Origin of the sequence: Wolbachia endosymbiont of Anopheles demeilloni (assembly GCF_018491735.2) — a bacterium.
In the GTDB taxonomy this organism is placed as follows: domain Bacteria; phylum Pseudomonadota; class Alphaproteobacteria; order Rickettsiales; family Anaplasmataceae; genus Wolbachia.
Window position 1 is genome coordinate 42,039 of the sequence record NZ_CP084694.1, and the last position, 26,828, is coordinate 68,866.

Below are 26,828 nucleotides of genomic sequence, written 5' to 3' on the forward strand. Positions count from 1 at the left end.
ATATGAGTGATGTACCAAAAGGTATAAGACGTTGGCTGTTTTCTACTAATCACAAAGATATAGGGACACTATACATTATTTTTTCCATATTAGCTGGAATTATTGGCGGATTGTTATCGGTAATTATTCGTACTCAGCTAATGCATATTAATATACTTAACAATAATTACCAGCTATATAACGTAATGATTACAGGGCATGCAGTAATAATGGTGTTTTTTATGATAATGCCAGCGTTAATGGGAGGATTTGGTAATTGGTTTGTGCCTCTCATGATTGGTGCACCAGACATGGCATTTCCTCGTATGAATAATTTAAGTTTTTGGTTATTAGTGTCATCTTTTATTTTGCTCATTCTCTCAGTGTTTGCTGGCGAAGGTCCTGGAACAGGATGGACTTTATACCCACCTCTATCGCAAATCATTTCTCACCCAAGTGCAGGAGTTGATCTTGCTATACTTGCACTTCATGTTGCTGGTATGTCATCAATTGTTGGGGCGATCAACTTTATAGTGACCATATTCAATATGCGTGCAAAAGGTATATCACTCAATAAGATGCCACTGTTTGTTTGGTCTATTTTACTTACGTCATTTATGTTAATTTTTGCCTTACCGGTACTTGCTGGTGCTATAACTATGCTGCTCACTGATCGTAATATAGGTACTTCTTTTTTTGATCCTGCTGGTGGCGGTGATCCTGTGTTATTTCAACATCTTTTTTGGTTTTTTGGTCATCCAGAGGTTTACATAATTATTTTTCCTGCATTTGGTATAATCAGTCAGATCGTATCAACTTTTTCTCATAGGCCAGTATTTGGTTATACGGGAATGGTTTATGCCATGATAGGAATAGCAACGTTTGGCTTCATGGTTTGGGCTCACCATATGTTTACTGTTGGCCTTAGCGAGGATGCTGCTATATTTTTTAGCACTAGCACAATTTTCATTGGTGTTATAACTGGTGTAAAAGTATTTAGTTGGATTGCAACTATGTGGGGTGGAGCGATCGAATTTAAAACCCCTATGCTATTTGCACTAGGTTTTATTTTCATGTTTGTTGGTGGGGGTATAACCGGAATAATTCTCTCTCATGGTGGAATAGATAAACTTTTGCATGACACCTATTATGTCGTTGCTCACTTTCACTATGTCATGTCGCTTGCTGCATTATTTGGAGCTTTCGCCGGTTTTTATTATTGGATAGGCAAAATGTCAGGTAAGCAATATAACGAGTGTTTAGGAAAGATACACTTTTGGCTCACTTTTATTAGCACCAATGTTACTTTCTTACCTCAGCATTTCTTAGGATTAGCTGGTATGCCAAGACGTATACCTGATTATCCCGAAGCGTTTATCCCTTGGAATTATATATCCTCAATTGGTTCATATATGTCCTTTGTTTCAGTTATGTTTTTTATATTTATAGTTATACATCTTTTCAAATGGGGCAAAAAAACTGGAGATAATCCTTGGGAAGGTAACACTTTAGAATGGACGGTATCTTCACCACCGCCTTTTCATACTTTTGAAAAACCACCAGTGATGAAATAGAATGTACACAAGTGTTTTGCTAAATATTGAATCAACAATACTGGATTTTTGGCATTTGCTAAAGCCAAGGATAATGTATCTTGTAGTATTTACTGCAGTTGCTGGAATGGTTGCTGCACCAGGTAGCATTCATCCTTTCCTTGCACTAATATCTCTTATATGCATTGCTCTTGGCTCAGGATCTGCAGGCGCAATAAATATGTGGTATGACAGAGATATAGACTTGATTATGGAGAGAACAAAAAATCGTCCTATACCTGCACGTAGAGTTTCTGCAGAAAGCGCGCTTGAGTTTGGTATAACTCTTGGAATATTGTCAGTATTTATCATGGCAATAGCAGTGAACTATATTTCTGCTGCTTTGCTTGCAATTAGCATATTATTTTACGTTTTCGTATATACAATTTGGCTAAAAAGGCGTACTCCGCAGAATATCGTTATCGGTGGTGCAGCAGGTGCTTTTCCTCCAATGATTGGCTGGGCGGTTGTAACTGACTCTGTAAGTTGGGAAAGTTTTATTCTATTTTTAATAATTTTTATGTGGACTCCACCACATTTTTGGGCTCTATCTTTAAATAGATCTGAGGACTATGTAAAAGCATCGATACCAATGTTTAATGTTATCCATGGACCGAAAAAGACAAGAAAACATATATTAATTTATAGTGTATTGTTGGTATTAACTAGCTTACTCCCAGCACTATTTTTGAAAAAGTCATTATTCTACCTCAGTATGGCAATTATTGAAGGTTGCGTTTTTATTTGGTTTGCCATATCAGTTATAAGGCTTAAGAATCATAGCTCGCAGAAAAAAATGTTTTCTTACTCAATTTCTTATCTATTTTCTCTATTTGCTAGTATTATTTTTTGTTCTATTGACTTATTTTAACTATGAAAGAACATAAAAACTATCTTTTACTTTCTCTTCTAATAATACTCGTTGTAGCACTTTTTTTTATTTCCATAATAAAATTTAAAGATGTGGCTTAAATTGCCTCTATATCTATAAAAATAGTATTTTCATAGAAGTAACGGTATACTTTAATTCATTCACTACAGTAAAGATGAATAAAAAGGAAGTGACAATATATACAGATGGAGCATGCCTTGGTAACCCTGGTTTAGGGGGATGGGCAGCAATCATATTATTTCAAAATCATAGAAAGAACATCTGTGGTAGAGAAGAAAATACTACAAATAATAAAATGGAGTTAACAGCAGTGATCAATGGACTGAAGGTATTAAAATTTCCTTATAATATCAGTTTGTATACGGATAGCCTCTATGTTAAATACGGTATAACAGAATGGATAAATAAGTGGAAAATAAACGGCTGGAAGACAAGTAATAAGAAGTCAGTAAAAAATATAGAATTATGGAAAGAATTAGACGATGTTGCTTTGCAACATGAGATTAACTGGAAGTGGGTGAAAGCACATAATGGTGATAAATACAATGAAGAAGCCGACAGCTTAGCAAGAAAAGCAATAATTGATGCTTAAAAAAATAGCTCTATCATTTTCTATAATTTTATTATTTATATTCTGCTTCTTTATCCCTTTTAAAGGGGAAGGTCCTTTAGAAATCAATATTAGTTATATTAATTTTTATATAAAGAAAAAAATATTAAAGATATTTACCAATTCGGATGTCAGCATGGAGAGTACCTCGGTTATTTGGCAGAAAGATGGAAAGCTAGTCATTACAGATTTAAAAATAACAAATCCTGACTTTACCATAGAAGTTCCTGAGCTTTTCGTACACTTTAAGTTAAGTTCCAAAAAGTTCTCTCAGGTTTTAGCTGGTAATGTAAACATATATATCAAGAAGGAAGAGACCAGAGGAATAACAACATCTGTAATGACAGATAAGATGAGTAGTACAAAAAATCTGCTGAAGACAATAAGAAAATTTTTTTTCTACTTAAATGCAGATTCAAGGATTGAAATTACTAACATTGCTATCAATAAAAATATGGAAGGTGAATTCTTCATTGATAAAGTATATGTAGGAAAGGAGGAAAATTTTAATGTTTTGGATATTCGTGTTCATACAAAAGATAAAAAGGGGATTCTAGATGATTTATCTATTATGATAAAAAATCGCAATAATTTGTTAAATTTGTATGGAACATTTTATAACCTAAAGTTGGGGCTATTTAACGAGTTTTCCACATTAGTTAAAAGTTACAATTTGGACAAAGAAATAGGGTTCAAAGGGAATTTCTCAATGAGAATTAATGGAAAGGATGAAGTTATGGATGGAAACATATACGTGTTAAATAAAGAGAGTCACTCAGGTAAAAACTTAGCCTTGACTAATGTAAATGTAAATTTGACATATAGTGATGAAATCATTAGCGTAAAAAACTTTCATTTTAAGTTAAATGATACTTACCTTTCTTTGATTGGCAAAATGAACTTTGGCACAAATCATGCTTTGCTTAGAGTTAATATTAGTAAACTTGTTGCAAAAGATTTATGTACTTATGTACCAGATGGTCTAGTGAACAATGAATTTAGAAAGTGGTATTGTAATAATATTGATGGGAATATTATAAATACAATTATAAGTTTTAACGGTAAAATCGATAGTTTAATAAATGATGATCTGTCAGGTATTGTAATTGTTGCTGATATAGAAAATGGCAGCGTTCAATTTGATGAGGATTTTGAACGAGTAGAGAACTTGAACGGTGAGTTAACTCTCAAGGATAACAATCTCAAAATTATTGTAAATAGAGCTAAGTTTCAGAATTTTACTATCAATAGTGGTCATATTGAAATGAACTCTCTCAATAAAGAAGATTCTGTTCTTACCATTAATGGTCAGGCTGTAAGTGATGCTTATGGGTTATATGAGCCTATAAAATTTAAGCTGGATGATGTGGTAAAGTTTGAAAGAGATAAAGTAGGTGGAATAGCAAATTCTATATTCAATTTTCTTATTTTTAATCTAAATGGTGATAGTAAAAAAGTGGACTTCTCAGCAAATTTCTATTCTGAAATTGATAATTTGGTCGTATATAATGAAAGTCTTGGTAAGTATGATATTAAGCTTGATTTCGGCAGAGATTTTATTGATTTAAATGGCAGTGGTATGGTAAATAATACACAGCTGCTATTTGACCTCAAAAGTAGCAATAAAAATGAAAATTTTGCCTGGAGTTTGACTGGAGATTTACCTGCTCAAATACTTAATTTCGGTGATGGTTATATCAATGCAAATATAGAGTCAGTAATGTATCAAGACAAAACAGGGTACGTTAATGGTAATATAGATTTATCAGAGCTCGAGTTGCGTTCAAGCTACTTAGGGTGGAAAAACCATTTTGAAGATCACAATGAAGTTTTATTTTCTACAAGGCTAAAAGGAGCAGGTAAGTTACTAATAGATAAACTAGATGTTGTAGGAAATGATCTAGACATAAAATTTAGCGGAAGAGTAGAAAATGGAAATCTATATTTAAATTCTAGCAACTTTAAATTACCTGATAATAATTTTAGTATAGAAATTGAATCAGGTAAGGAGAAAAATGTCATAACTATTCACGGTGAGAAAATCAACTTAAGTGATGTGTTAGGTTTACTTGGCAAAGATAGTAATCGATTAAATAACAAAATAGAAGTTACTATGAATGTTGATAATATAATTATGAAAGAAGGAATTATCATAAAAGATGCTAAGCTAAATGTAACTTGTGCTAAAGGTGATTGTAGTGGAAGTCAATTCACAGGACAGTTTTTAGAAGATAACAGTAATATACTAGTAGAACATAGTGAAATAGGGCTTGAAATATATTCGGATAATTCAGGCATGCTTTTGCGTTCTTTATGTATTGGTAAATCAGTTAAAAATGGCAAATTATCTCTTTATCTATCTTCTAAGAAAGAAAATGGAGAACATTATGGTATGTTATCTATCAGCAATTTCTATATCAAAGATGCTCCACTGCTTACCACTTTATTATCAATGTCTTCACTGTCTGGTATTGTAAATGCTATAAAGAACGAAGGTGTACATTTTTATAAGTGTAATGCACCTTTTTCATATAAAGATGGCACTGTTGAAATTGAAGAATCTTGGCTTGAAAGAGCGGAACTAGGAATTAGCACTAGTGGTACGCTCGATATTAAGGATTATAAATTCCAGGTTGAAGGACAAGTAATACCGGCATACTCAATTAACAAATCTTTGTTGAAAATCCCTATAATCGGAAAATTTCTGACTGGTGGGAAGAGTAGGGGGATTATTTCAATAGACTACAAAGCAAATGGTGATGATAAAAACAACAACGTATCTGTTAATCCTATCTCTTCGCTAACCCCAAGCTTACTTAAGAGGTTATTAGGAGTATTTGATCGTATGATGACAAAAACTAATAAAAGCATTTTAAAAGGTAGTTTGAAGAAGAAATTTAGCTCAATATGACCAGAAGAAGAGTTGTTTATTGATGTTTAGTTAGATGGTAAACGTTAGATACAACAAACAGAGGATGTTAGATAAAATAATTAAGGGAACAAGAATATAAAGGTTTAACTTGAAGTAACCGGATAAAATCTGAGTCACACTTCCAAGTGCTGGTACCCACGAAAGCAATGCAACTGCACAAATCAGTAGGTGCCTTACAATTTTTGGTGTTTTGTCTTCATTCTCTAATTTGTGATGTGATCTTCTGATAAAAATTGTTATTCTACCTAAATACCAGTTAGCTATTCCACCAAGACTGGATCCTAATACTCCAAAAAGTAATATAAGTAGTTGATCGTAGTTTGACCTAAAGCATAACATAGTGTAAAGTACAAAATCTTGATGTATGGGTAAGATAAGCGATGATACTAGGCTATCTATAAACAATAGGAGATAATTTTCCATACCAAGTTGTTGTACCATCTTCGTTATCAGAAATTGTAACCCCCATTTGTTTTAATTGCTCTCTTATTTTATCTGCAGTATCATAATCTTTACTTTGTTTTGCTACTTTTCTTAAGCCTATCAACCTTTCTATTTCTTGATGACTCACATCACTTGCAAACCACTCTTGATAACTTGACTCAAGAAGACCAATGAACCTTGCGCTTTTAACAAACTTCTTAGTTAATTTGAGCCTCTCACATTCATTACTTGTCTTATTGATTTCTGTAGCCATTTCATGCAATATAGCTACAGCTTCAGGAATGTTTAAATCGTTTTTCAAAGCCTCTATAAAATCTTTAGAGACTTCTGCATCACTTTCTTCAATACATGTAGTACGTAATAACCGATAAAATTTGTTTAAAGTTTCTTGCGACTCAGAGATAACATTTTCTGTCCAATCAAGTGGTTTTCTATAGTGAGTCTTGAGCAGTGCATAACGTATTACTTCACCTCTGACTTCACTATCTAGCAAATCCCTTACTTTGACTATATTAAATAAGGATTTGCTCATTTTCTCTTCATTTACTGTAAGAAAACCGTTGTGTATCCAATATTTTGCAAACGTTGACCCAGCAAATGCAGATTTACTCTGCGCAATTTCATTTTCATGATGAGGAAATTGCAAGTCTATACCGCCACCGTGAATATCAAAATCTTTGCCAAGGTAAGCATATGACATTGCTGAACATTCTATATGCCACCCTGGTCTTCCTTCTCCCCATGGACTATTCCAGTGACTTGAAAGTTTATAGTCAGTTTCGTTTGCAGGTTTCCAAAGTACGAAGTCTCCTGGGTGTTTTTTATTTTCACCCACTTTAACTCTATTACCATGATCCAACTCATCAATTTTTTTTCCTGATAAAACGCCGTATTCAGGGTAAGATTCTACACTAAAATATACATGTTTATTGGATTCATAAGCATTACCAGCTTGCAGCAAAGACTCAATTAACTTGATAATGTTATCTATGTTTTCCGTTGCTTTTGGTTCATATGTTGGTTCTGCACAATTTATGCTTTCCATGTCTTCATGAAAAGTTTTAGTGTAATATTTGCTAATGCTTTCTATATTACTATTTTTCTCATTTGCTGCATTGATTATCTTGTCATCGATGTCGGTTATATTACGCACATAAGTAACTTTTCCATAACAAAATTTAAGTAGTCGAAATAATACATCGTAAACAACAATAGAACGTGCATTACCTATATGTGCTGTATCATATACTGTTGGCCCACAAATGTACATTTTTATGTGATCTTTATCGATCGGTGTAAAGGGCTCTTTTTTTTTTGTTAAAGTGTTGTAAAGCTTAACCATATACAAAGCTTTTTAGAAAAGAAAATGCTCCAAATATAAGCTGTGGTCCTTTAACTATTACGACAAGAGTAAGTAATAACCCACACAATGATACTAATACTCCCATTATAGAGAGAAATCCATCTTTGCTCATGATACCCAGTGAAATGAGAGTTGTACCAATTGCAGGAATGAAGTTAGTTAAAGGAAGTGGGATTGCTATCGATAATGCACAAAGCAGCATTATAAATGCTAAAATATTTTCACCAGGACCACGAAAAATGAAAGACATTCTTGGTTTCATGAACTTTTCTATTTTTTTTAATGTAGGTGAAGTTTTCTCTACCACGAGAGCTAGTGTTGAACGTTGAAAAGATTTCCTTTCTAGCCAATTAGGCATCCAAGGAGAATCAAACCCAAATAGAAGCTGCAGTGAAAATAAGATTAAAGGTATAGAAAGAATGGTTGTATAGCCAGGTGGAACAGGTATAGGTACTGATAGCGGTAAAGAGAAGATGATTATTAAAATACCAAAACCGCGCTCATGTAAAGCTGTTTTGATGTTGAACAATGTTACTTTATCACTATCGTTGTTATTGGTATCTGCAACCTCTTTGAGAATATCAGAAGCCAATTTTTTATCTTCGCTCAGTTTCACACTTTTTTGCATAATTGCCCTTTAATAACATTCTAACTAACGTAATTATTAATATATTTCAGTTATACCTCTTCAATTCTTTAGCCTTGTTTAAACAAATGACACGCACTAAAGTGCGTGTCACGAAACATAAGGAAGCTAACGATCTGGTTCATTAGGTGATAGTTTTTCTGAATCCTTAAGTTCTTGTTTAAGGTTTTTAATGCCTTTGCCTAAATCACCCATAACTTGTGGTAATCTACCTGCACCAAACAGAACTAAGATTATTATTAAGACTAGAAACAGCTGCCATGGACCTAAACTCATTTGTACCTCCGTTGAAAATATTAACTTTTAGGTATTAAAACTTGACTAAAGCCAAGTGATACATAAATTATATCACTTTTATTGAATTATAAATCAAGAGTTTTTAATTATCTTATAATAGTTTTAGCCTAACATTAAGTTTAGTTTAGCTGTAGAGTAAAAGGAAGCTCACTAAAAAATTTTGCTAACGTATCATCTTTAGGTCTGTGGTATATGTAGCTAGGAATTCCTGATTGAATAATTTTACCATTTTTCATCACGTAAATAAAATCTGCAACTTTCAACGCTTCTTGCGGATCATGAGTTACCATGAGTACAGGAATATTTTTGCTTCTAAAAAGTGACAATATATGGTGCCTTATTCGATATTTGAGCAGTATATCTAAATTAGAAAATGGTTCATCGAGCAAAACAACATCAGGATTTTGCGCCATTACTCTTGCTATTGCAACTAATTGTTGCTGTCCTCCTGATAAAGCATGAGGGTACATGTTTTCATATTTTTCTATATTAAATAGCTTTAAGATTTTCAATGCAGTAAGGTATTTTTCTTTCTTAGAAGTACTGCAAATAGCAAAAGTTATATTTTCTATTACTGTTTTATGAGGAAATAATGCAGAATGCTGAAAAATCAATCCGATATTTCTACGCTCTATAGCAATTGACACTTTGTTACTTGCAACTAATTTATCATTTATAACAATGGTTCCAGATTTTGGATTTTCTATTCCTGCGATTAATTTTAGAATTGTTGACTTGCCACAGCCAGAATGACCTAGTAAACAGGCAACACTTCCTTTCTTCACTTGAATGTTGATGTTGCTTAAAGCAAAGCCATCTTGATTACTATAAAAGTAACTAATATTGTTGACTAACATTAATCTTTCAATTGGAATCGTATTATTAAATATAACAGTATTACATTCAAGAAATACAGAAATATTTTTTATTATTGTGAATTAATTGTACAGGGTGCCTAGAAAAATGCGAGACTTTTTGCTATAATTTTGCATAAATAGCAGAAGACATGGGACTATAGCTCAGTAGGATAGAGCGTTGGATTCCTAATCCGAAGGCCGTGCGTTCGAATCGCACTAGTCCTACTTAATTTTGATAAAGTGGTTTAACAATCAAGAAATTATAATTGGTTTGAAAAGTGATTCTAGGAGCTAGATTGCATGGTTTCTCAAACTTGAATTTACAGGTTCAACCTTATTTTCTCTCATTTCGCTGTAACTTGGAAGTGTAAAATTTTTTACATGTAATCCAGTTACCATTACAACTAAAATAGCTAGGACACTGCAAACTAATGCACAAGCTAAAGATGGAACTGTCACAGCAGCAGCAACAAACAATCCTTCAATAACAACTTCAACAACATCACTCCTTAATGAGGCGTAAAAACTCTCCTTACTTTTTTTGTATTTAGTTTCTTTTTCATGTGGTGAAGAAAATTGAGCCTCTACAAAGCCTTTAGCTTTCTTATCATTATTTGGTGTGAAAGTTGGGCCAGTCCTTGTTGATACAGGTGCTTCATTTTTGTTATTATGATTATCATCGTTAGTACTAACAGGGAGCACTGTTGCTACAGGTCTACTAATAACATTTCTATTACTATAGGATACACTATTTGTTTCTATGTGAAATGTTTCTTGTTCCTTATTTGTTGCTGATCCATGCGACACAATTATTTCTCGATCATTTTGTATCAGTGCTGTTGCTGCTACAGAATTCTTTTTTGAAGAAGCAGTGCAGAATGCATCATCCTTTAACTGTTGATATAATCTGTACAATTCACTTTCAGGATCTAGTTTTGATTGCTCTGCATTAACACTTTGCAGTAACGTGCTCAGAATCTCAGCATTGCCATGATCAGTGTAAGAGACAACAGAGCATAATATAGATTTGTCTCCTTCAATTTTGCTAACGTAATACCTGTCTTCTTGACTGATTGCATTAATAACGGTCACTCTATTTTCTAAGAGAAATTTTATTACATTGAAATTCTTATTTTGAATTGCATACTCTAGCAATGCGTTTCCTAACACAGTACCTTGTCGACACTTGCTTTGAAAACTAGTTTTTTGCTTATTTAAATCCCTTTGTAAGTCTTCAAAACTGATTGAGTTTATTGTTCTCGCTATACGTTGATACCACTTTCTAACGTCATTGCTATTTAGCACAGCAGTTTCTCCACTACTGCTGGACTCCGCTCTATTCCCTCCCAAATTAGGCGTGTTACTTAATGCTGATCTAAGCAGTGCAATTATTACACAGCTTGAGAGATATTTATTGTGATCAGAATTGCTGAAGTCGACTTTAAACTCAGAATCTATTTGAAGTTGTTCTCTGAGTGATAATTTCCCTTCTTCAATTATTTTTAGAAGATTTCTTATACCATCTTCTGGTATACCTGTCATATACTTTAAAAGTAACTTAACTTTTGGTAGGTCGCCATCTATAGAGGCATTACTCAAACCCTGAACTTTCTCTTCTCCAGTAAATCTTTTTTCTTCAAGAGTATCTTCATAACTTCAGTGCTCTCATTGTGAGGAGCTGTGTTAAGAACCTCTAGTATTTTCATATGATCTATGTAATCTAAAAATATCTCAAACTCTTGAATTTTACCTTCATTAACGGCGGTCAACAAAGCATTCGATTTTCTTTCTTGATCAAACTTATCGCTATCCAAAATATCTTTATAACGTTAGGTTTTCCACCTGACAAAGCGTAATCTAATACAGTTTTAGAAGTAGTATCTCCAATATCAATTTTAATATTTGACTTTGCGAGCAATTCAACAATTTTTAGAAATGTATCATAATCATTTAAAATACTGCTTTTCCCTGAGCGGAGAATATCCATAAACAAATCACAAATCTTTGCATCTGTTGGCCCACTTTGTTTTAGCTTCTTACCAAATTCCTGAGCAGCTATATTAGGATTATCAGTTACAAATTTCTTTACATCTTCATAAGTTAAATTACCGATCATATTCAAATCTTACTATTATTGCTATATGCTTATTATATCAACTTTTTCATTATTCAGTCAAGTAATCTTGCAGTATCAAATGGCATGATATATATTGATTTATGATTCTCGAGCAAATGATAGAAGATTTAGCCTATAAGTTAGTGAAAGTAACCGAAGCTGCAGCACTTGCTGCATATAAATTGGCAGGCCTTGGTAATGAAAAAAAGGCCGATCAGGTTGCAGTTGATGCAATGCGTACAGTACTAAACTCAATGGAAATAAATGGTACAATTGTAATTGGGGAAGGGGAGAGGGACGAAGCACCGATGCTATATATCGGAGAAAAAGTTGGCACAGGAAGTGGCCCTGAGATTGACATCGCTGTTGATCCACTTGAGGGCACTACGATTTGTGCTCATTATAAACAAGGGGCAATGTCTGTTCTTGCTGCAATAAAAAAAGGTAATTTTTTACATGCACCTGATGTTTATATGGAAAAGATAGCAGTGGGAAAAAATCTCCCAGAGGGTGTAGTCTCACTAAAAAATAGGATTGAGAAGAATCTGGACAATTTAGCCAAGGCAAAAGGATGTAAAGCAAGTGATCTTATAGTAACTGTACTTAAACGTGAAAGACATGATGAATTAATAGCAAAAATTAGGAAGCTAGGAGCAAAAGTGAAATTAATAGATGATGGTGATGTTGCAGCTATAGTTTCGCTAATAAATGGCAATCACGATATGTATATCGGCACAGGAGGAGCTCCAGAAGGAGTGCTTGCAGCAGCAGCGCTAAGCTCAATCGGTGGGCAGATAGAAGGAAGATTAATATTTGACACGGATCAATTAAAAGAAAGAGCAAAAAATTTGAATATCACTGACCCAGAAAAAATCTACACCGTGAAAGACATGGCAAGAAGTGAATCAGTGTTCATTGCAACTGGAGTAACAAATGGAGAGTTTGTGGATGGAGTAAAGTTTGGCCAAGATATTTGTCTGACTAATTCATTAATAATATTGCCTGGTAAAGTAATAAAAATACAAACAAAATCAATATCTTAAATATTTGTTATATGATAATTATAAAATTTTATAGAAGGAAGATACTTATAATTGTCTTAAAAAAATGAATTTACATATTAATTTTAGCTTTACAACATTTGGCATTAAGTTATAGTTAAATAGTAATACTAATAGGTTCTTAATGTTTAGTCCATTAATTAATTTTTTTACTAATACGTCTAAAAAGAAAAGTTCTCAATCTGAAGAAAATAATCATTCTTTCTCTAACAGCACAGAAAGTTTATTAGTCCAATCTACTAAAAAAAATCCTCAACTTGATGATCAAAGTAGAACTGATGCGTCTCCTCAAACAAAACTTCAATTTAGTGAAGATGATGTAAAAAACGTGCTCCAAGACTTCGAAAAATTGGATTATAATGATAGTAAGTGTTTTAACAAAATAGCAGAGAAGTATAAAAAAGAGAGAGACCTTTTTGACTATGTAGTGTTAAGCAAGCAAAAGGAGATAATCAATATATTAGATAATAAGCTTCCTGATCTCAAAAGACAAGAAGAGTTTAGAAAAAGATTGGATGAGTATATTTATTCTAGTATTAAAGATGGAATGAGTTATGGAGAAAAGCTCCAAAGTACACTTCAGTTTCTTAAAGGTAGGGCAGAAGAAGTATTATCAGATTTTAAAAATTTGAGATTCGATTTTAAGGATAATAAATGTGAAGACCTTAATGATTATGTAAATTATAATAGCGGTCGGCCGGCAGATCCATTTGATAAAATAGCAAATTATTATCGAAGAAAAAGGGATATTTTTCTTTTTAACTATGCGATATTGAGTCAGCAAAAAGAAATAATGAATATATTAGATAAGAAGTTTACTAATGAAGATCAGAAAAAGAATTTTAAAAATAGGTTAGGTAGATATCTTATTCGAATTGAAGAAGGGATGAATGATGCAAAAGAATTTCTAAAAGAAGATGGTCTAGTAGGCTTTTTTGATGGACGTTGTTGGCCAGGCGAAAATGCAGAAGTTAATCATTATGATAATCTTAGTGTAAATATTATTAAACCTGAAAAGAGTTTAGAAACAAGCCGTCTTTTCACTGACAAAATTGAAAGGATGGAAAGAAATAAAAATGAGGTAAAAAGAGCAAAAATATACTGCGATGGTAAACTAATTGTAACGATTAAAAAGAATGATAAGCAACAAAGAAATTACCGCTTTGCAAAAGATGCAACATGCGATATGAAAATTAGGTGGAGTGCAGAAGATGAGAAAGGTAATTCTGTTAACTGCTTTATTAGTTTAAATGTAAATCCTAGTGAAATTGAGATTGGTCAGGCAACTATTAATGGTAAAGATGTTGAACTAGACGAAATTTTGAAATTAGCTAAGCAAAGCGAAGATGTGCTTATAGAAGGTAAAGCTTTACATGAATTTTTAGAAGGATATCTGGAGCAAGATCTACAATCACAGGAAGAGATAATAAAGAGATGTGATGAAACTCCTGGAACTAAACTTGATAATCTGGAGATAGGGCAGTTCTCTTTCTCTCCTTTATCTGAAGAGGAGATAGAGGAAGAAGAGAGAAGAGAATATGAAAATTCACGAGCTGCATCAGGAAGGTGCTAGTCTAATTAAACATTAAACCTAAAGTGCATTATATCGCCATCTTGCACGATATAATCTCTACCTTCGAAGCGAATTTTCCCTGCATCTTTGCAAGCTAATTCGCTTCCATATTTTATATAGTCTTCAAAGCTTATGGTTTCTGCTTTTATAAAGCCCTTTTCAAAATCAGTGTGAATTACACCTGCTGCTTTGTCAGCTGTTGATCCTATCTTTATTGGCCATGCACGTGCTTCTTTGGGGCCTACAGTAAAAAAAGTTATCATACTTAGCACTTCATACATAATACGTGCTACTCCATCAAGTCCTGATTCTTGTAAGCCAAATTCTGATAAAAAATTCTGTTTTTCCTCTTCACTATCAAGATTTGCAATATCTGCTTCAAGTTTAGCTGAAATACAATAAAATTTGCTTTTATTTTCTTCCGCCATTTTTTCCACCCTTTTAGATAGTTCATTACCAGTTATGATATTCGTATCTTCAACATTGCATACATACATAACAGGTTTTGTTATTAGCAATTGAAGCAACTTCATCTCATCTTCATCGATATTCTCCAAGCTTCTTACCGATTTACCTAATTTTAAAGTAGCTAATACCTCTTGCATTAATTCAAGTTGTCTCTTTAGCTCTTTATCACCTTGCTTTGCTTTCTTTTTCAATTGAGGAAGCCTTTTTTCTATGCTATCAATATCAGCTAGAATTAACTCCATTTCCACTATTTCAGCATCTGATATTGGATCTATTTTACTGTTTACATGGCTGATATCGTCATCCGTAAAGCACCTGAGCAGATGAACAATGGCATCAACTTCTCTGATATGACTCAAAAATTTATTTCCTAGTCCTTCACCCTTGCTCGCACCCTTAACCAAGCCGGCAATATCGACAACTTCCAGTTGATTGTAGATTATTTTCCCTGAGTGAGCAATCGCGGCAATTTGTTTCAAACGCTGATCTCGTATTGGCACTTTGCCAACATTTGGCTCGATTGTACAGAAAGGATAGTTTGCAGCTTCGGCTGCATTTGACTCTGTAAGTGCATTAAATAAGGTTGATTTTCCTATATTTGGCAGTCCAACTATGCCACAGTTAAAGCTCATATTTGCTATTTAAAGTAATAATTATCGCATAATTTAAAAATTTCTGCTATACTTTAAATTATTTACTTGCTTAGCTTAAGTGAAGGTAAAAATATGGCTGAATTTAGAAAACAAAAATTACCAAATGATTTTTCTGATGTTCAAAGTCTAAAAAGATTCAAAAATTCAGGACAAGAAATAACTCCTTATCCTATTATAGGACGATCTGTTAGTGATGTGGAGCAAAAACTCTCTAGCAGTCAAGTAGTTAAATATAGTACTACAGGTGATGGCAATTGCTTTTTCCATGCAGTGTTTGGTGATAATAGCTCCGGTCCATATAAAGCTGAAAGAGCACAAGATATGAGAATGGAATGGCACAAATTCTTAAGTCAATTTACGTCTTTAGATGATCACAATATGCCAGATTCTTTAAGGAGTCAGCTAGAAAAAGTTCTTAATATGTTTTTAAACAAGCCAGAAGATTTAACTGGCGAGTCTGATAAAATAAAGGAGTTGGTTGAGCAAACAAAAAGGAAAATTGAAAATGTTGAAGATAATGTGAAGAGGTTAGTGAATAAAGCTGTTAGCAAACTTAATATACCGCGCGATCAAGCTATGCTTAATTTAAGAGAATATGCAGAGGCTCTTAATAACCATAGTGAAGATGAGTACGATGACCAATATAACAGTGAATTTATTACACGCTCATTTCTTAATTAATCTAAACTTTACCAAGCTTACCTTAAGGCAATAGAAAGCCCAAATTATTTTATTTTCATTGAAGAAGTTCAGGTATTAGCTTCTTTAGCTAATATTGAAATTAATGTCCATTGTGAAGTGGATGGTAGAGAGGAACAACAAAAGTTTGAACCAAATCCTGAAATGATAAACAATGATCAACTAAATGAGTTCTTGAATCGTGAGAGTTATAAATTAAATGACGAGTTATGGGGTAGTAAAGAGAGAGAAACAATATATCTTGAAGGAAATCATTACTCTAGATCTAAGACTAAGGAAATTCAAGAACAAGAAGACTTCCTATTAGCAAAACGATTTCAGATAGATGAGATTTTAGAATGTTGTAATATTACAAAAAACATTTCTGAGAGAGAAAAAGTTGAGAAGAGATTTGATGAGTTATTGGCAAAAAATGCTGATGGAAAAATTGGTGATGTTGTAGAGCAGTGCGCTCGTGATATAAAGCAGCACATAGAGCGCTCTGAGCAGCAGAAGTCTTTCAGTCCATCGTGTAGTATGGAAGAACCAAGAGTCACATCTCATCAACAGCAACAACTATCTGCACAGTAAATTTTCACAGTCCTACATACTTCTATAGGGGGCATTCTATAATAAAAGCCATGCTCATTTTTAACCACTGCTTAATAAGAATAAAGTCTTAGCAAAACAAACATAAGAACAATAGGATTTCTTGCTTGCAAAGCAACTCCAAGATCGGGAGGAAAAAGACTTTTTCCTTGCAAGGCAACTTCAAGAGCAACCCTCACGCACAATCTCTTAACCCAAATGGAAGAAGTAAAAATAGAAGATCAGCGGCAACAAATACTTGTAAAATAATAACTCTATGGTTAATATGCGAAGATTTAAGTAAAAAATGTTGTCATTCTAGTAGCTGATACTAGGCTCCAATGTCAATTACTCGGATAACAAAAAAACACAGTCTTCACATGCATCTGCAGTACTGTATTAGTCTACTATCTTCATTCCCACAACATTATACCCTGAATCAACATGTAAAATTTCTCCAGTTGTACCACTACTCAGGTCGCTTAATAAGTATAGTGCTGCCTTGCCAACATCTTCTATTGTAACATTGCGTCTAAGTGGAGAATTACTTCTATTACATTCCGATATGGAGTGAAAGTCACTTATTCCAGAAGATGCCAAAGTTCTGATTGGACCAGCAGAAATTGCATTTACTCTGATGTTCTGTGGTCCGAGATCACATGCTATATATTTTACACTTGCTTCAAGTGCTGCTTTACATAAACCCATCACATTATAATTTGGCATAACTTTTTCAGCACCATAGTAAGATAAAGTAAGTAAACTACCGCCATTTAACATCATTTTTTCCGCTCTTTGCGCTAAAGCAGTAAAAGAATAGCACGATATATGCATTGCATTAATAAAGTTGTTTAGTGAAGTATTGACATATTTACCATTTAGCTCATTTTTATCGGAGAATGCTATTGCATGTACCAAAAAATCAATAGCACCCCACTTCTCCTTTATTTCCTTAAAAGGATTATCTATAGTTTCCTCATTTGAAACATTACAGTGCAATATTAACTCTACATTTAATTCACTTGCTATTGGTAATAATTTCTCTTTTATTGTTTCATTTTGATAAGTGATTGCAAGCTCAGCTCCATGTTCTGAGAGGGTCTTTGCTATACCATATGCTATTGACCTCTTATTTATTATTCCTGTTATTAACCCTTTTTTGCCCTGCAATATCATAGAAATTATTTGCCTTTTTTATAATTTGAAATATTAACTAGGCAAAGTCAATTATGTTTTAACTGTAGCTAACGTATAAAAATTACTTCCGCATATTTCCAACCTCATTATAATTACAATTAGAGATATTTTAAGAGCTCAAAATCTATCTTTAGTCTGCAGACTTTTTAATCAAACTTATTAAAAAATATACTCTTCAGTGTATATCTATAGTATATGCACTGCATTTTTTCTAACTTTTTTTACACAGGAGGATTTTATGTCCAAAATTCCAGATACTTGACCTTTACTTTAAAACCAACTGGCGCCTATGGTTTTTATAAAAAGATTACAGGAAATAAAAACACTCTAGAGAACATGAAATAAGGATACTGAAATATAAGCTGCCTACATTTGCAAGCAGCTCACAAAGTCTTCTTATTTACTTACTCCTTGAGCAGAAGAAAGTTGTTTTGATATAGTCACACTTTCCATACTTGTTGAAGGATTATGTGAAACTTTTACTATTTCAGAACCTTCTTTACGTAAGTAGGATAGTGCATCATACAAGGGCTTCGCTTCGTATTGTTTTCCTACTTTTACTTCTTTATGTGCAGCTATTTGCTCCCAAGTGATATCATTGCTTTCAATAAGCTTGATAGAACCGTCATCACTAATATTAATTTTCATTTTACACTCTTTTTCTTCATCGTATAAATTCAAAGTCATGTTATATGAGCCATTAGCTACTTCATAAATTCTTACTCCATGCTCATCAACTCGTCCACGCATTCCTCTTTTTTCATCTCCAGGTAGCAACAATGTAACCGCCGTTATCCTATTGCTTTCAAAAAAATCATTAGTTAAAATATTACTAATGTTTATTTTTCCTTTATTATCATTCAGCACAATTCTTGCAGTCAACATAGTTCTAATTGGACTTCTCACTCTAAGCTGTACAGATTCTACATCACTGTTTTCTATGTGTTGAGCAATTTCTTGCTTAGTTTCATCAATAATCTTGCCTTTTAGATATTTACCGTGATTTTCATTTTCTGAATTATAAGGAGAGCTATCAGCAAGAATTCGCCTTTTTGACTCTTCATCATCACAATCTAAATATTCAATTTTGCGGTCATGCTTGGTACCTAAAAATGTATGATCATCTGCTCTCACCCTATTATTCGGAGGAAAATTGAAAGTCCTATTCGGTTTATCACTCGATACTGATTAAGATATACCTTGAACAGCTTCAAAACTTTTTTTTTAAAGAATTAGTTAACATTATATACCCCCTTATTCTATAAATAGTCTTATCTTAGAATGTTTTTAACATATGTCAAATAAAAATTTGACATATGTGGCATAAAAGCGTTTTAAATAATAAGAGCAAAATGGACAAATCTATTTCGTGAGTAACCAAAAACCGTTTTGTATTCATTCAGACAAGGAAAAATAGCAGATAGTGTCATGCAAGTAGCTGACACCCTTTTGGTGGACCACACACACAACTTTACAAACATCGCAATATGGCACATAGTAAATGATGTCATTCTATAACACAAGACCTATACTCACCCAACCTAATGCATTACTTGCAATTTGGATCCCAGTGTCAGCTACTTGGATAACACCAAATGGGCTACTCGCATTTTTTAGGCATAAATCACAATGTTCGTACAGTAAACACTGACCATTTTTCGTATAATTTACCTCTGTAAACAAATATCTGTAACAATAATTCCCTCACCTTGAAAACTTCAGAAAAATTTACTTGTCGTTTTTTAATCTATTTAAATTTCCAAAACCAATCTATTTGGATCTTCTATGTAATTTTTGATTTTAACAAGGAAAGTAACTGCTCCTTTGCCATCAACTATTCTGTGATCGTAAGAGAGAGCAATGTACATCATTGGTCTGATTTCAATTGAGCTACTAACAGCAACTGGTCTATTTTGTATTGAGTGCATGCCAAGTATTCCAGATTGGGGAGGGTTGATTATTGGAGTAGAAAGAAGTGAACCATACACACCACCGTTTGAGATAGTAAATGTTGTACCTTCCATTTCCGATACTTGCAGCTTACCTTCTCGTGCTTTTTTGCCAAGAGCAACTAAAGTCAATTCAATCTCGGCAAATGACATTTGATCAGCATCACGAATCACTGGTACAATAAGACCTTTGTCAGTGCCAATAGCAACACCTATGTCATAGTAATTTTTATATACAATTTCATCACCTGAAATCTCAGCGTTAATCTCACGAATTTCTTTTAGTGCTTGCACTGCTGCCTTTATAAAAAACGACATGAAACCCAGTTTTATTCCATATTTCTTTTCAAAAGTTTCTTTATACTTTGCCCTCAGATCCATGACGTTTTTCATGTCAATTTCATTGAACGTGGTCAGTATTGCAGCAGTATTTTGCGATGCTTTCAAACGAGCAGCTATTACTTGCCTTATTTTGCTCATTTTCACTCGCTCTTCTCTTCTCTCTCCACTTACTACACTTTTTGGCGATTCATATTGTTTTACCGGAGGTTGTTCAGCTTTACTCATATGGTCTATCACATCCGCTTTAGTTATTCTGCCTCCCATGCCAGTTCCTTTTACATTTTCTGCACTAATTGCATTTTCTTCCATAATTTTACGAGCTGAAGGGGCATCTTTTTTATCAGGGCTTTCGCCTTTATCTTCTTTTTTCACTTCTTCTTCTACTTCTCCTGCAGCAAGTTTTGCCAGTAATTGATCAGGGCTAATTACATCATCTTCTTTCACAAAAAATTCAGTTATTTGTCCTGAAGCTTCTGCAGTTAGTTCTAGCGCCGTTTTATCAGTTTCAATTTCAAAGATCAAGTCATCTACTTTTACTGCTTCGCCGATATTTTTCTTTATTTTTACTATACCTTCCGTAACTGATTCACCACCAAGAGTTTTTGGCGCTCTGATTTCTATAATTTTGCTCATAAAATAACTTCTACATAAAACTTTCTATAAATTTATACATGAAAAGAAACATAAATAAACTAATAAATTCATTAGGCCTTTTATCATAATGCTTGATTATTTCCTCCTAATACATGCAAAATTAAAATACTAAGTAAATTGAAATAAGATTATGGATTTTGATAACGCAGGCAAAAAGGTTTCAGGAATAAAACGTCATATTGCGGTAGATACGCAAGGTTTACCCCACGCAATTTATATAACAACGGCAGAAATAACTGATCGTAGTAGCGCTGTGAGAGTGGTTAAAAATGCTAAAGAAAACCTAGAAATGATGACATCATCTTGCTTTATAAATACGAATAACATTATATCTGTTTGGAGTCATGCAAGTAAATATGACAGATTAGTTAATGAATTTATTGATTCTATTTATGATAGAAGTACTATCTTACATTTACTAGCCAAATCTACATACGAACTGTTTTGCCTAACTTTGTTACAATAATTTAAACCTTCTATTTTTATAACCTTATTTTTATGCTTCTTGTTCTTACAAATGTATGACCTTTTTTGAAGAAATAAATAATTGAATTGTTCTTGCTACTAGTTGTTGCAATATTTTATCTAAAGATGTTCTTTCAAAAAATACTGCTCATATAATAGAATGTAGTAAAACTAGATAAGTGAATATTTAAAAAATCAATCAAGCTAGGAAACAATTGAAATAGATTTTTTATGAACAGAATTCTTTACGCTATTATAGCAATACTAATTAGATAATGGTGTATATTTACAGGTAAATTCAAATTCTTTAGGTTTATCTGTCTTTTCTAAGTGAATATAAAGTTCTTTATTCTCTGTAACGTTGTTAACACAGCAACAATTTTCAACTTCATACAGGTAATCCTTATGATGTGATTCCCAATTAAGTATTTGGCGTAGTGCTTTCACTTTAGCTTTCAATTCATTCTTTGCAATAACAAATACATTTTTATGCAACTCCGTAAATTTTTTACTATCGTAACCACCAAGGTTGACAAAATAAAGCTTTTCTTCAACGTGGGTAGGTTGTCTCGTTAAGGTAATATTATAATCTTCAGCACTTTCTAATATACCCCAAGCATCAATATGGAAACCTTTTTTTACACCCCACCATTTTGCTTTTACTTCTTCATAAGTATCTTCGATCTTTTCTGATACTACAAAAAATATATCATGTAGCTCGATTAAAGAGGTTTCAGTTTTACCTCCAACATATATGACAAATATTTTCATGATACATGCCTCCTACTTTTATTCTCTTTATCATACTAAGTCTGTTCATTAAAAAATCAACAAAAATTAAGAATTTTTAGATGATGAAGTAAAACAGGCATAGATTAGACTTCTTGCATAACTGAGGAAATAATACCAAAAGTAATATTAGTGAAGGTATGAAATTTGAATAAATAAGTAAACTAGATGAAGAGGAGTTTCGAAGATTAACAGAAGTAAAAAGAAAAACATTAGAAAAAATAACAGAAATTTTAATGGAGTAAGAAAAAGGCAAAAGGAGGAAAACCAAATAAACAATGCATGGAAGACCGTTTGTTAATGGCGCTAGAATATTTGCGTGAAATATTTCATATTGGTATGGAATAAGCTAAAGTGCCTGTTATCGGTTGGATTGAGGATACGTTAATAAAACATTTACACTTCTGGAAGAAAAAGAGCTATTAGATTCGAATGTAGAGTATCAGGTTTTGGATAGTAGATGGAACAGAAATATCAATAGAGAGGCCAAAAAAATTGGAATTATCCATATGAATTATGAAAGAGGTCTAATATAAATTCATTAATTTACATATGTATTATAGTACACTTTAATCAATAGGTAAATAATATGTATGAGTGAGGTTAAATTAAATAGTAAAGAGAATTCTAACGACTTAGTATATCAAAATCAAGGGTCATTAGTAATTAACTATTGGCAAGACAGAAGTGATGACAAAAAAATCCTTGAAGGTAAAGCGGAAAATACAGATGAATATGATATAAAAAATAAAAAGCTTGCTCAAGAATGCGCTGAATTTGTGTTGCAAGATCTAAACAATCATAATTCTGGTGACACGCACTCACAGTTAGAGGATGATCCATACCAAACAAAAGATGATAATCAGCAAACCTTTTTCTTTGAAGAAAGTTCACTCTTAATTGAGCAAGAAGTAACTTTAATTGAAAATGAAAGGAAGCTGATTAATGAGTTTTATAAAGAAATGCAAGACGCTAAAAGCAAAGCTAATACAAAAAGTGCTTTAGAATATATTAAATCCATAATGGATAAATATTTAGAGAGAGGGATAAGAATAAACTCATACTGTGATAATGATGGTGAGGTTATAGTAAATTTAATATTTAAAGAAATCGCAGGTGTTCTCGATAATATTGTATTTATAAACTCCCGTACTGTAGCTCCTGAAATGCAGCCCTATGATTCTTCTGATGATGATGAAGAAGATTACTACAACTTGGATATCATAAGAGAGATTGCTCATGGTTTATTACAAAAAGGAGGAAAAGTAAAAGAGAGCCTCTTTTATCATGATAGGATAAGATATTCGACCACTGCTTTTATAGATAACAATTCTTATAAACAATTTGATGAATATCTCATTGAACAGTATAAAGAAATGAAAAAAAAGTTAAAGGATATAGCATATGAGTGTATTGTAAACAAGAGCGAGCAAACTCAAGACAAATTAGAAGTAGAGATTGATAATATCTACTTTTATATAAGATATACATAAACTAGTATAATTGAACCCGTAAAAATCATAGCCAATCAAGAAATAATAGATCGAGGACTCAGAGTTCACATATTAAAAATAGGAAAAAGTACAGTAAAAATTGATAATAGAGGAGAAAAAAGAAATTATGTAGATCTTACAGAAGGTAGTGATGTGGTATTAATTTTCTATACTAGTTTGGGAGAATTAGAAGTTAGATTATATCTTCATGAAACAGATAAAAACTTGATAAGAGTAGAAGTGAGTGATGAAGATCTACTGGAGGACATAGAAAATTATAATGAAGAAATAGGACAAAATTGCTTATTGGGAGGTTTATCAGTTATTGAAGCTATAAACTGAGGTGTTTTTGTTAGATCTAATGGATTAATGCATCCTGAAGTAATAAGCGAGTCTAACAACAAAAAGGTTTCATGGGCAGAACGTGAAGAGTTAAGAAGGGTTTCTAGGGAGGAAATTACTAGGTAGAAAGTATTAACTTTGCCTTAGCGTATTTATTATACAGGTAGTACAAAGCCATTTTTACACTCATATATCGTCAATAATCTATTAACAATTCCTATGGTATAATCAATTTTGAAGGCTTTAGTAAAGGGGGAGTATGACAAAAGCAAATCCAATAGTTACATTAAAGTGTAATAGTTTAGACTTAATCTTACACTTTAAAAAAGTAAGTTATAAAATAATAAAAGAAAGGAGTGTTAGAAATGAATACAATACAAACAAAAATATTAAAACCAAAACTAGGTTTATTAGAGCTAGCAAAACAGCTCGGGAATGTATCTCAAGCGTGCAAGTTAATTGGATATTCAAGAGATACGTTTTATAGATTCAAGGAGTTATACGAAAATGGAGGAGAAGAGGCGTTACATGAAATCAGCAAGAAAAAACCGCTATTTGCAAACAGAGTTTCCGAAGATATAGAAAGAGCAGTAGTAAATATTGCAACAGAATTTCCATCATATGGACAGCAAAGAGCTGCAAATGAGCTGAGAAAAAGAGGTATCCGAAGGTGGTTGTATGGCTAAGAAACGACATTGAAACGTTCAAAAAAAGACTTAAAGCCCTTGAAGCGAAGGTTGCACAAGATGACATAATTTTAACTGAAGAGCAACTTGCAGCTTTAGAGAAAGTGAAAGAACAAAGGGAAGCACATGGTGAAATTGAAACACTGGTTATTTGGGTTCTCAAGACACTTATTATGTAGGCAATATCAAAGGTATAGGAAGGATCTGCCAGCAAACTTTCATTGATACCTATTCAAGGGTTGCTATGGCAAACAGACAAAACTGCAATCACTGCTGCAGATCTTCTTAATATACCATTCTTTGATGGACAAAATGTGCCATTATCCCGCATTTTGACTGATAGGGACTGTGGTAAACCAGAGAATCATGCTTATCAGCTTTACTTGGGAATTGAAAACATTGATCATTCAAGAACTAAGGACAATTCTCCACAAACTAATGGAATATGCGAGAGGTTTCATAAAACTATGCAAGATGAGTGTTACAATATTATCTTTAGAAAGAAAATCTACAGTTCTTTGGAAGATCTGCAGATTGATGTTGATCATTGGCTGCGTTCTTACAATGAGACAAGGCCTCATTCAGGCAAATATTGCTATGCCTATGCAAACTTTTCTTGATAGCAAACAAATTGCTTTTCAGAAAAATATTAGTAACATTAAACAAAAGACTGATATTAGTTTTAACCACCTAAATTCTTCTGTCAGTTAATTCTCACCTGTCAGATTAAGTTGTGTCTAGTACAAATAAGCATTGTTCAGGAAATGTGAAAATATTAGATTTCTTGTCATTCCAGTACTGGAATCTACCGTCTTAAGCGTCAAGATAAAAACTATTGTTTTTTACCATGGCATTTAAACAAATAATGATTTTTCTCATGACAGCAACTAATGCAACTTTAGCGGCTTTGCCAGAAGCAACTAAGCACTGATAAAGAGCTTTCATTTTCCTGTTATGACGCATTGCGACCACAGCAGATATGTATAATGCTTTTCGAGCATAAAACCTGCCACCTATGATTTGAGCTTTGCTTACCTTTCTTCCGCTTTCATTAATTTTTGGTGCAACTCCAATTAGATAGGCTATTTCTTTATTATCTAATCTACCAAGCTCAGGTACTTCTATGAGTAGGATACTCGCAATTTTGCGTCCAATACCTTTATAGCTAGTTAGAAATTTGCTTTTTTCCTTCAAATCAGGGTCAGAGTCTATTATGTCTTGCCTAACTTGCTCTAATTGTTTTTTGGCAAATTCTATCTGCTTTACTATATATTCTCTGGCTTTTCCTGTCACATTATGTAAAAGACACATATTTGCATCGCTTAGATTACGCTCAATTGCTCTTAGTTCTTCTTGTTTTTGTGAAACTATATATTCTACTACCTAATCGTTTTTTTTGATAAATTCAGCATACTTTTCTAGCAATTTTGCATCTAATTTGTCTGTTTTTGCAAAATGGTTACAAGCTTTCGCAAACGCATATACCCGGTTTGGGTGAGCTCTATGAACAACTATACTATGTTCTTGTAACAATTTTACGACAAGTTTTTCATAACCGCCTGTTTACACATAATTCAACAAATATATTAACTATTTTTGACTTTATAAACTCAGATATAGCTTTTTCTGCATTTTCTATACGCTGATGTTTATTGTTGATTGAAATATCAAGTGTCTCTTTTGAAACATCAATACCCATAAAAACTGTTCTAGCCATTTTTGCACCTATAAATTATAATCAAATAACAATATAAATGATGTACAGGATTGTGATTCGATCTTTTTAATCCCCCTACCGTTCGTACTACATTTTTTAAGCAAGGAGTGTACTGAGATTCCTACGATTTCTATCAATCAATCCAATTGACAGCTTGCTCATTATAGCCTTGCAACTTTGATTTAATATACAATCCAATAGTCAGAGGCTAGTATCAATACTATGGCAGGTTTTACCAATCGGAGGTGTATAAACTTCTTAACAATGTAGAGCAACATCTAGAAAAGTGGACAAGAAAGAAATATCCGAAACTTGGAAAAAGACTAGCAAGGCAACTTCTAGGAAAAATAAAAGAAGAGAATCCAAAGACTTTCTACCACTGGACATTAGGGTTAGGTCAAAAGGCTGAATAATGGAAGCTGTATAAATCGAGAGATTTACGTAC

The 26,828-nt window shown here is 32.9% G+C and carries 20 protein-coding genes, 1 tRNA gene and 6 pseudogenes; 14 read left to right on the forward strand and 13 right to left on the reverse strand.

Annotated elements, in window-relative coordinates:
* Positions 1-2 precede the first annotated feature (2 nt).
* The 4 genes from ctaD to JSQ73_RS00235 all read left to right on the forward strand — a co-directional run bounded on the left by ctaD (position 3) and on the right by JSQ73_RS00235 (position 5,984).
* Positions 3-1,553, forward strand: coding sequence for a cytochrome c oxidase subunit I (gene ctaD, locus JSQ73_RS00220; protein WP_214249341.1), 1,551 nt, complete (start codon positions 3-5; stop codon positions 1,551-1,553).
* Between the two features lies 1 nt (position 1,554).
* Positions 1,555-2,442: a heme o synthase gene (locus tag JSQ73_RS00225; protein ID WP_214249342.1), complete on the forward strand. Its 888-nt coding sequence runs from the start codon at positions 1,555-1,557 to the stop codon at positions 2,440-2,442.
* 175 nt (positions 2,443-2,617) lie between these two features.
* A complete protein-coding gene (gene rnhA / locus JSQ73_RS00230) occupies positions 2,618-3,055 on the forward strand; it encodes a ribonuclease HI (protein WP_214249343.1) in 438 nt (145 codons plus the stop codon).
* Positions 3,048-5,984, forward strand: coding sequence for a YhdP family protein (locus JSQ73_RS00235; protein WP_214249344.1), 2,937 nt, complete (start codon positions 3,048-3,050; stop codon positions 5,982-5,984). The genes rnhA and JSQ73_RS00235 overlap by 8 nt, the downstream gene beginning before the upstream one ends.
* A 30-nt stretch (positions 5,985-6,014) precedes the next feature.
* Here the strand turns inward: JSQ73_RS00235 and JSQ73_RS06690 are convergent, their stop codons facing one another.
* From JSQ73_RS06690 to JSQ73_RS00255, 5 genes are all read right to left on the reverse strand, one after another.
* Entirely contained in the window at positions 6,015-6,428 is a 414-nt protein-coding gene (locus JSQ73_RS06690; RefSeq protein WP_369409677.1) for a YqaA family protein, read from the reverse strand.
* Entirely contained in the window at positions 6,397-7,791 is a 1,395-nt protein-coding gene (cysS, locus tag JSQ73_RS00240) for a cysteine--tRNA ligase (protein WP_214249345.1), read from the reverse strand. Before cysS ends, JSQ73_RS06690 begins: the two co-directional genes overlap by 32 nt.
* Positions 7,784-8,440 carry an exopolysaccharide biosynthesis protein gene (locus JSQ73_RS00245; protein ID WP_214249346.1) on the reverse strand — a complete coding sequence of 219 codons (657 nt, stop codon included), beginning with the start codon at positions 8,438-8,440 and terminating at the stop codon, positions 7,784-7,786. The genes cysS and JSQ73_RS00245 overlap by 8 nt, the downstream gene beginning before the upstream one ends.
* A 126-nt stretch (positions 8,441-8,566) precedes the next feature.
* Positions 8,567-8,734 carry a twin-arginine translocase TatA gene (gene tatA / locus JSQ73_RS00250; protein ID WP_214249347.1) on the reverse strand — a complete coding sequence of 56 codons (168 nt, stop codon included), beginning with the start codon at positions 8,732-8,734 and terminating at the stop codon, positions 8,567-8,569.
* 140 nt (positions 8,735-8,874) lie between these two features.
* Entirely contained in the window at positions 8,875-9,612 is a 738-nt protein-coding gene (locus JSQ73_RS00255) for an ABC transporter ATP-binding protein (protein WP_214249348.1), read from the reverse strand.
* A 151-nt stretch (positions 9,613-9,763) separates the two neighbouring features.
* On the opposite strand from JSQ73_RS00255, the gene JSQ73_RS00260 reads away from it, so the two are divergent.
* Positions 9,764-9,837 (forward strand) — tRNA-Arg (locus JSQ73_RS00260).
* 66 nt (positions 9,838-9,903) lie between these two features.
* Here JSQ73_RS00260 and JSQ73_RS06870 read toward each other — a convergent pair.
* On the reverse strand, positions 9,904-11,211 hold the full coding sequence (locus tag JSQ73_RS06870) for an ankyrin repeat domain-containing protein (protein WP_234301763.1): 1,308 nt from the start codon (positions 11,209-11,211) through the stop codon (positions 9,904-9,906).
* A gap of 166 nt (positions 11,212-11,377) precedes the next feature.
* Entirely contained in the window at positions 11,378-11,728 is a 351-nt protein-coding gene (locus tag JSQ73_RS00270; RefSeq protein WP_234301764.1) for a hypothetical protein, read from the reverse strand.
* A 119-nt stretch (positions 11,729-11,847) separates the two neighbouring features.
* Here JSQ73_RS00270 and glpX point away from each other — a divergent pair, with 119 nt between their 5' ends.
* Both glpX and JSQ73_RS00280 read left to right on the forward strand, forming a co-directional pair.
* The gene (gene glpX / locus JSQ73_RS00275) at positions 11,848-12,771 is read left to right on the forward strand and encodes a class II fructose-bisphosphatase (protein WP_214249354.1); all 924 of its coding nucleotides are present in this window, start codon (positions 11,848-11,850) and stop codon (positions 12,769-12,771) included.
* A gap of 142 nt (positions 12,772-12,913) precedes the next feature.
* On the forward strand, positions 12,914-14,362 hold the full coding sequence (locus JSQ73_RS00280; protein ID WP_234301765.1) for a hypothetical protein: 1,449 nt from the start codon (positions 12,914-12,916) through the stop codon (positions 14,360-14,362).
* Between the two features lie 5 nt (positions 14,363-14,367).
* On the opposite strand, the gene ychF is transcribed toward JSQ73_RS00280, so the two are convergent.
* On the reverse strand, positions 14,368-15,462 hold the full coding sequence (ychF, locus tag JSQ73_RS00285; protein ID WP_214249349.1) for a redox-regulated ATPase YchF: 1,095 nt from the start codon (positions 15,460-15,462) through the stop codon (positions 14,368-14,370).
* Between the two features lie 93 nt (positions 15,463-15,555).
* On the opposite strand from ychF, the pseudogene JSQ73_RS00290 reads away from it, so the two are divergent.
* Positions 15,556-16,752 (forward strand): annotated as a pseudogene (locus tag JSQ73_RS00290) (hypothetical protein).
* 396 nt (positions 16,753-17,148) lie between these two features.
* Here the strand turns inward: JSQ73_RS00290 and JSQ73_RS00295 are convergent.
* From JSQ73_RS00295 to odhB, 3 genes are all read right to left on the reverse strand, one after another.
* Positions 17,149-17,925: an enoyl-ACP reductase FabI gene (locus tag JSQ73_RS00295; protein WP_214249350.1), complete on the reverse strand. Its 777-nt coding sequence runs from the start codon at positions 17,923-17,925 to the stop codon at positions 17,149-17,151.
* 417 nt (positions 17,926-18,342) lie between these two features.
* Positions 18,343-19,080, reverse strand: coding sequence for a hypothetical protein (locus tag JSQ73_RS00300; protein ID WP_234301766.1), 738 nt, complete (start codon positions 19,078-19,080; stop codon positions 18,343-18,345).
* A 617-nt stretch (positions 19,081-19,697) separates the two neighbouring features.
* A complete protein-coding gene (gene odhB, locus JSQ73_RS00305) occupies positions 19,698-20,870 on the reverse strand; it encodes a 2-oxoglutarate dehydrogenase complex dihydrolipoyllysine-residue succinyltransferase (protein ID WP_214249351.1) in 1,173 nt (390 codons plus the stop codon).
* Between the two features lie 163 nt (positions 20,871-21,033).
* Between odhB and JSQ73_RS00310 the strand changes: the two are divergent.
* Positions 21,034-21,177, forward strand: a pseudogene (locus JSQ73_RS00310) (transposase); the annotation flags it as partial.
* Between the two features lie 443 nt (positions 21,178-21,620).
* Here JSQ73_RS00310 and JSQ73_RS00315 read toward each other — a convergent pair.
* Positions 21,621-22,127: a DUF1543 domain-containing protein gene (locus tag JSQ73_RS00315; RefSeq protein ID WP_214249402.1), complete on the reverse strand. Its 507-nt coding sequence runs from the start codon at positions 22,125-22,127 to the stop codon at positions 21,621-21,623.
* Positions 22,128-22,300: 173 nt separating this feature from the next.
* Between JSQ73_RS00315 and JSQ73_RS06875 the strand changes: the two are divergent.
* The 4 genes and pseudogenes from JSQ73_RS06875 to JSQ73_RS00330 all read left to right on the forward strand — a co-directional run.
* Positions 22,301-22,490: pseudogene (locus tag JSQ73_RS06875) on the forward strand (IS5/IS1182 family transposase); the annotation flags it as partial.
* 248 nt (positions 22,491-22,738) lie between these two features.
* Positions 22,739-23,638 carry a hypothetical protein gene (locus JSQ73_RS00320; RefSeq protein WP_214249403.1) on the forward strand — a complete coding sequence of 300 codons (900 nt, stop codon included), beginning with the start codon at positions 22,739-22,741 and terminating at the stop codon, positions 23,636-23,638.
* Between the two features lie 153 nt (positions 23,639-23,791).
* A complete protein-coding gene (locus JSQ73_RS00325; RefSeq protein ID WP_214249404.1) occupies positions 23,792-23,980 on the forward strand; it encodes a hypothetical protein in 189 nt (62 codons plus the stop codon).
* Positions 23,981-24,345: 365 nt separating this feature from the next.
* A pseudogene (locus JSQ73_RS00330) lies at positions 24,346-25,377 on the forward strand (integrase core domain-containing protein).
* Positions 25,378-25,479: 102 nt separating this feature from the next.
* On the opposite strand, the pseudogene JSQ73_RS06880 reads toward JSQ73_RS00330, so the two are convergent.
* Positions 25,480-26,383 (reverse strand): annotated as a pseudogene (locus JSQ73_RS06880) (IS110 family transposase).
* Positions 26,384-26,610: 227 nt separating this feature from the next.
* Here JSQ73_RS06880 and JSQ73_RS00345 point away from each other — a divergent pair.
* A pseudogene (locus JSQ73_RS00345) lies at positions 26,611-26,796 on the forward strand (group II intron reverse transcriptase/maturase); the annotation flags it as partial.
* Positions 26,797-26,828: the final 32 nt, after the last annotated feature.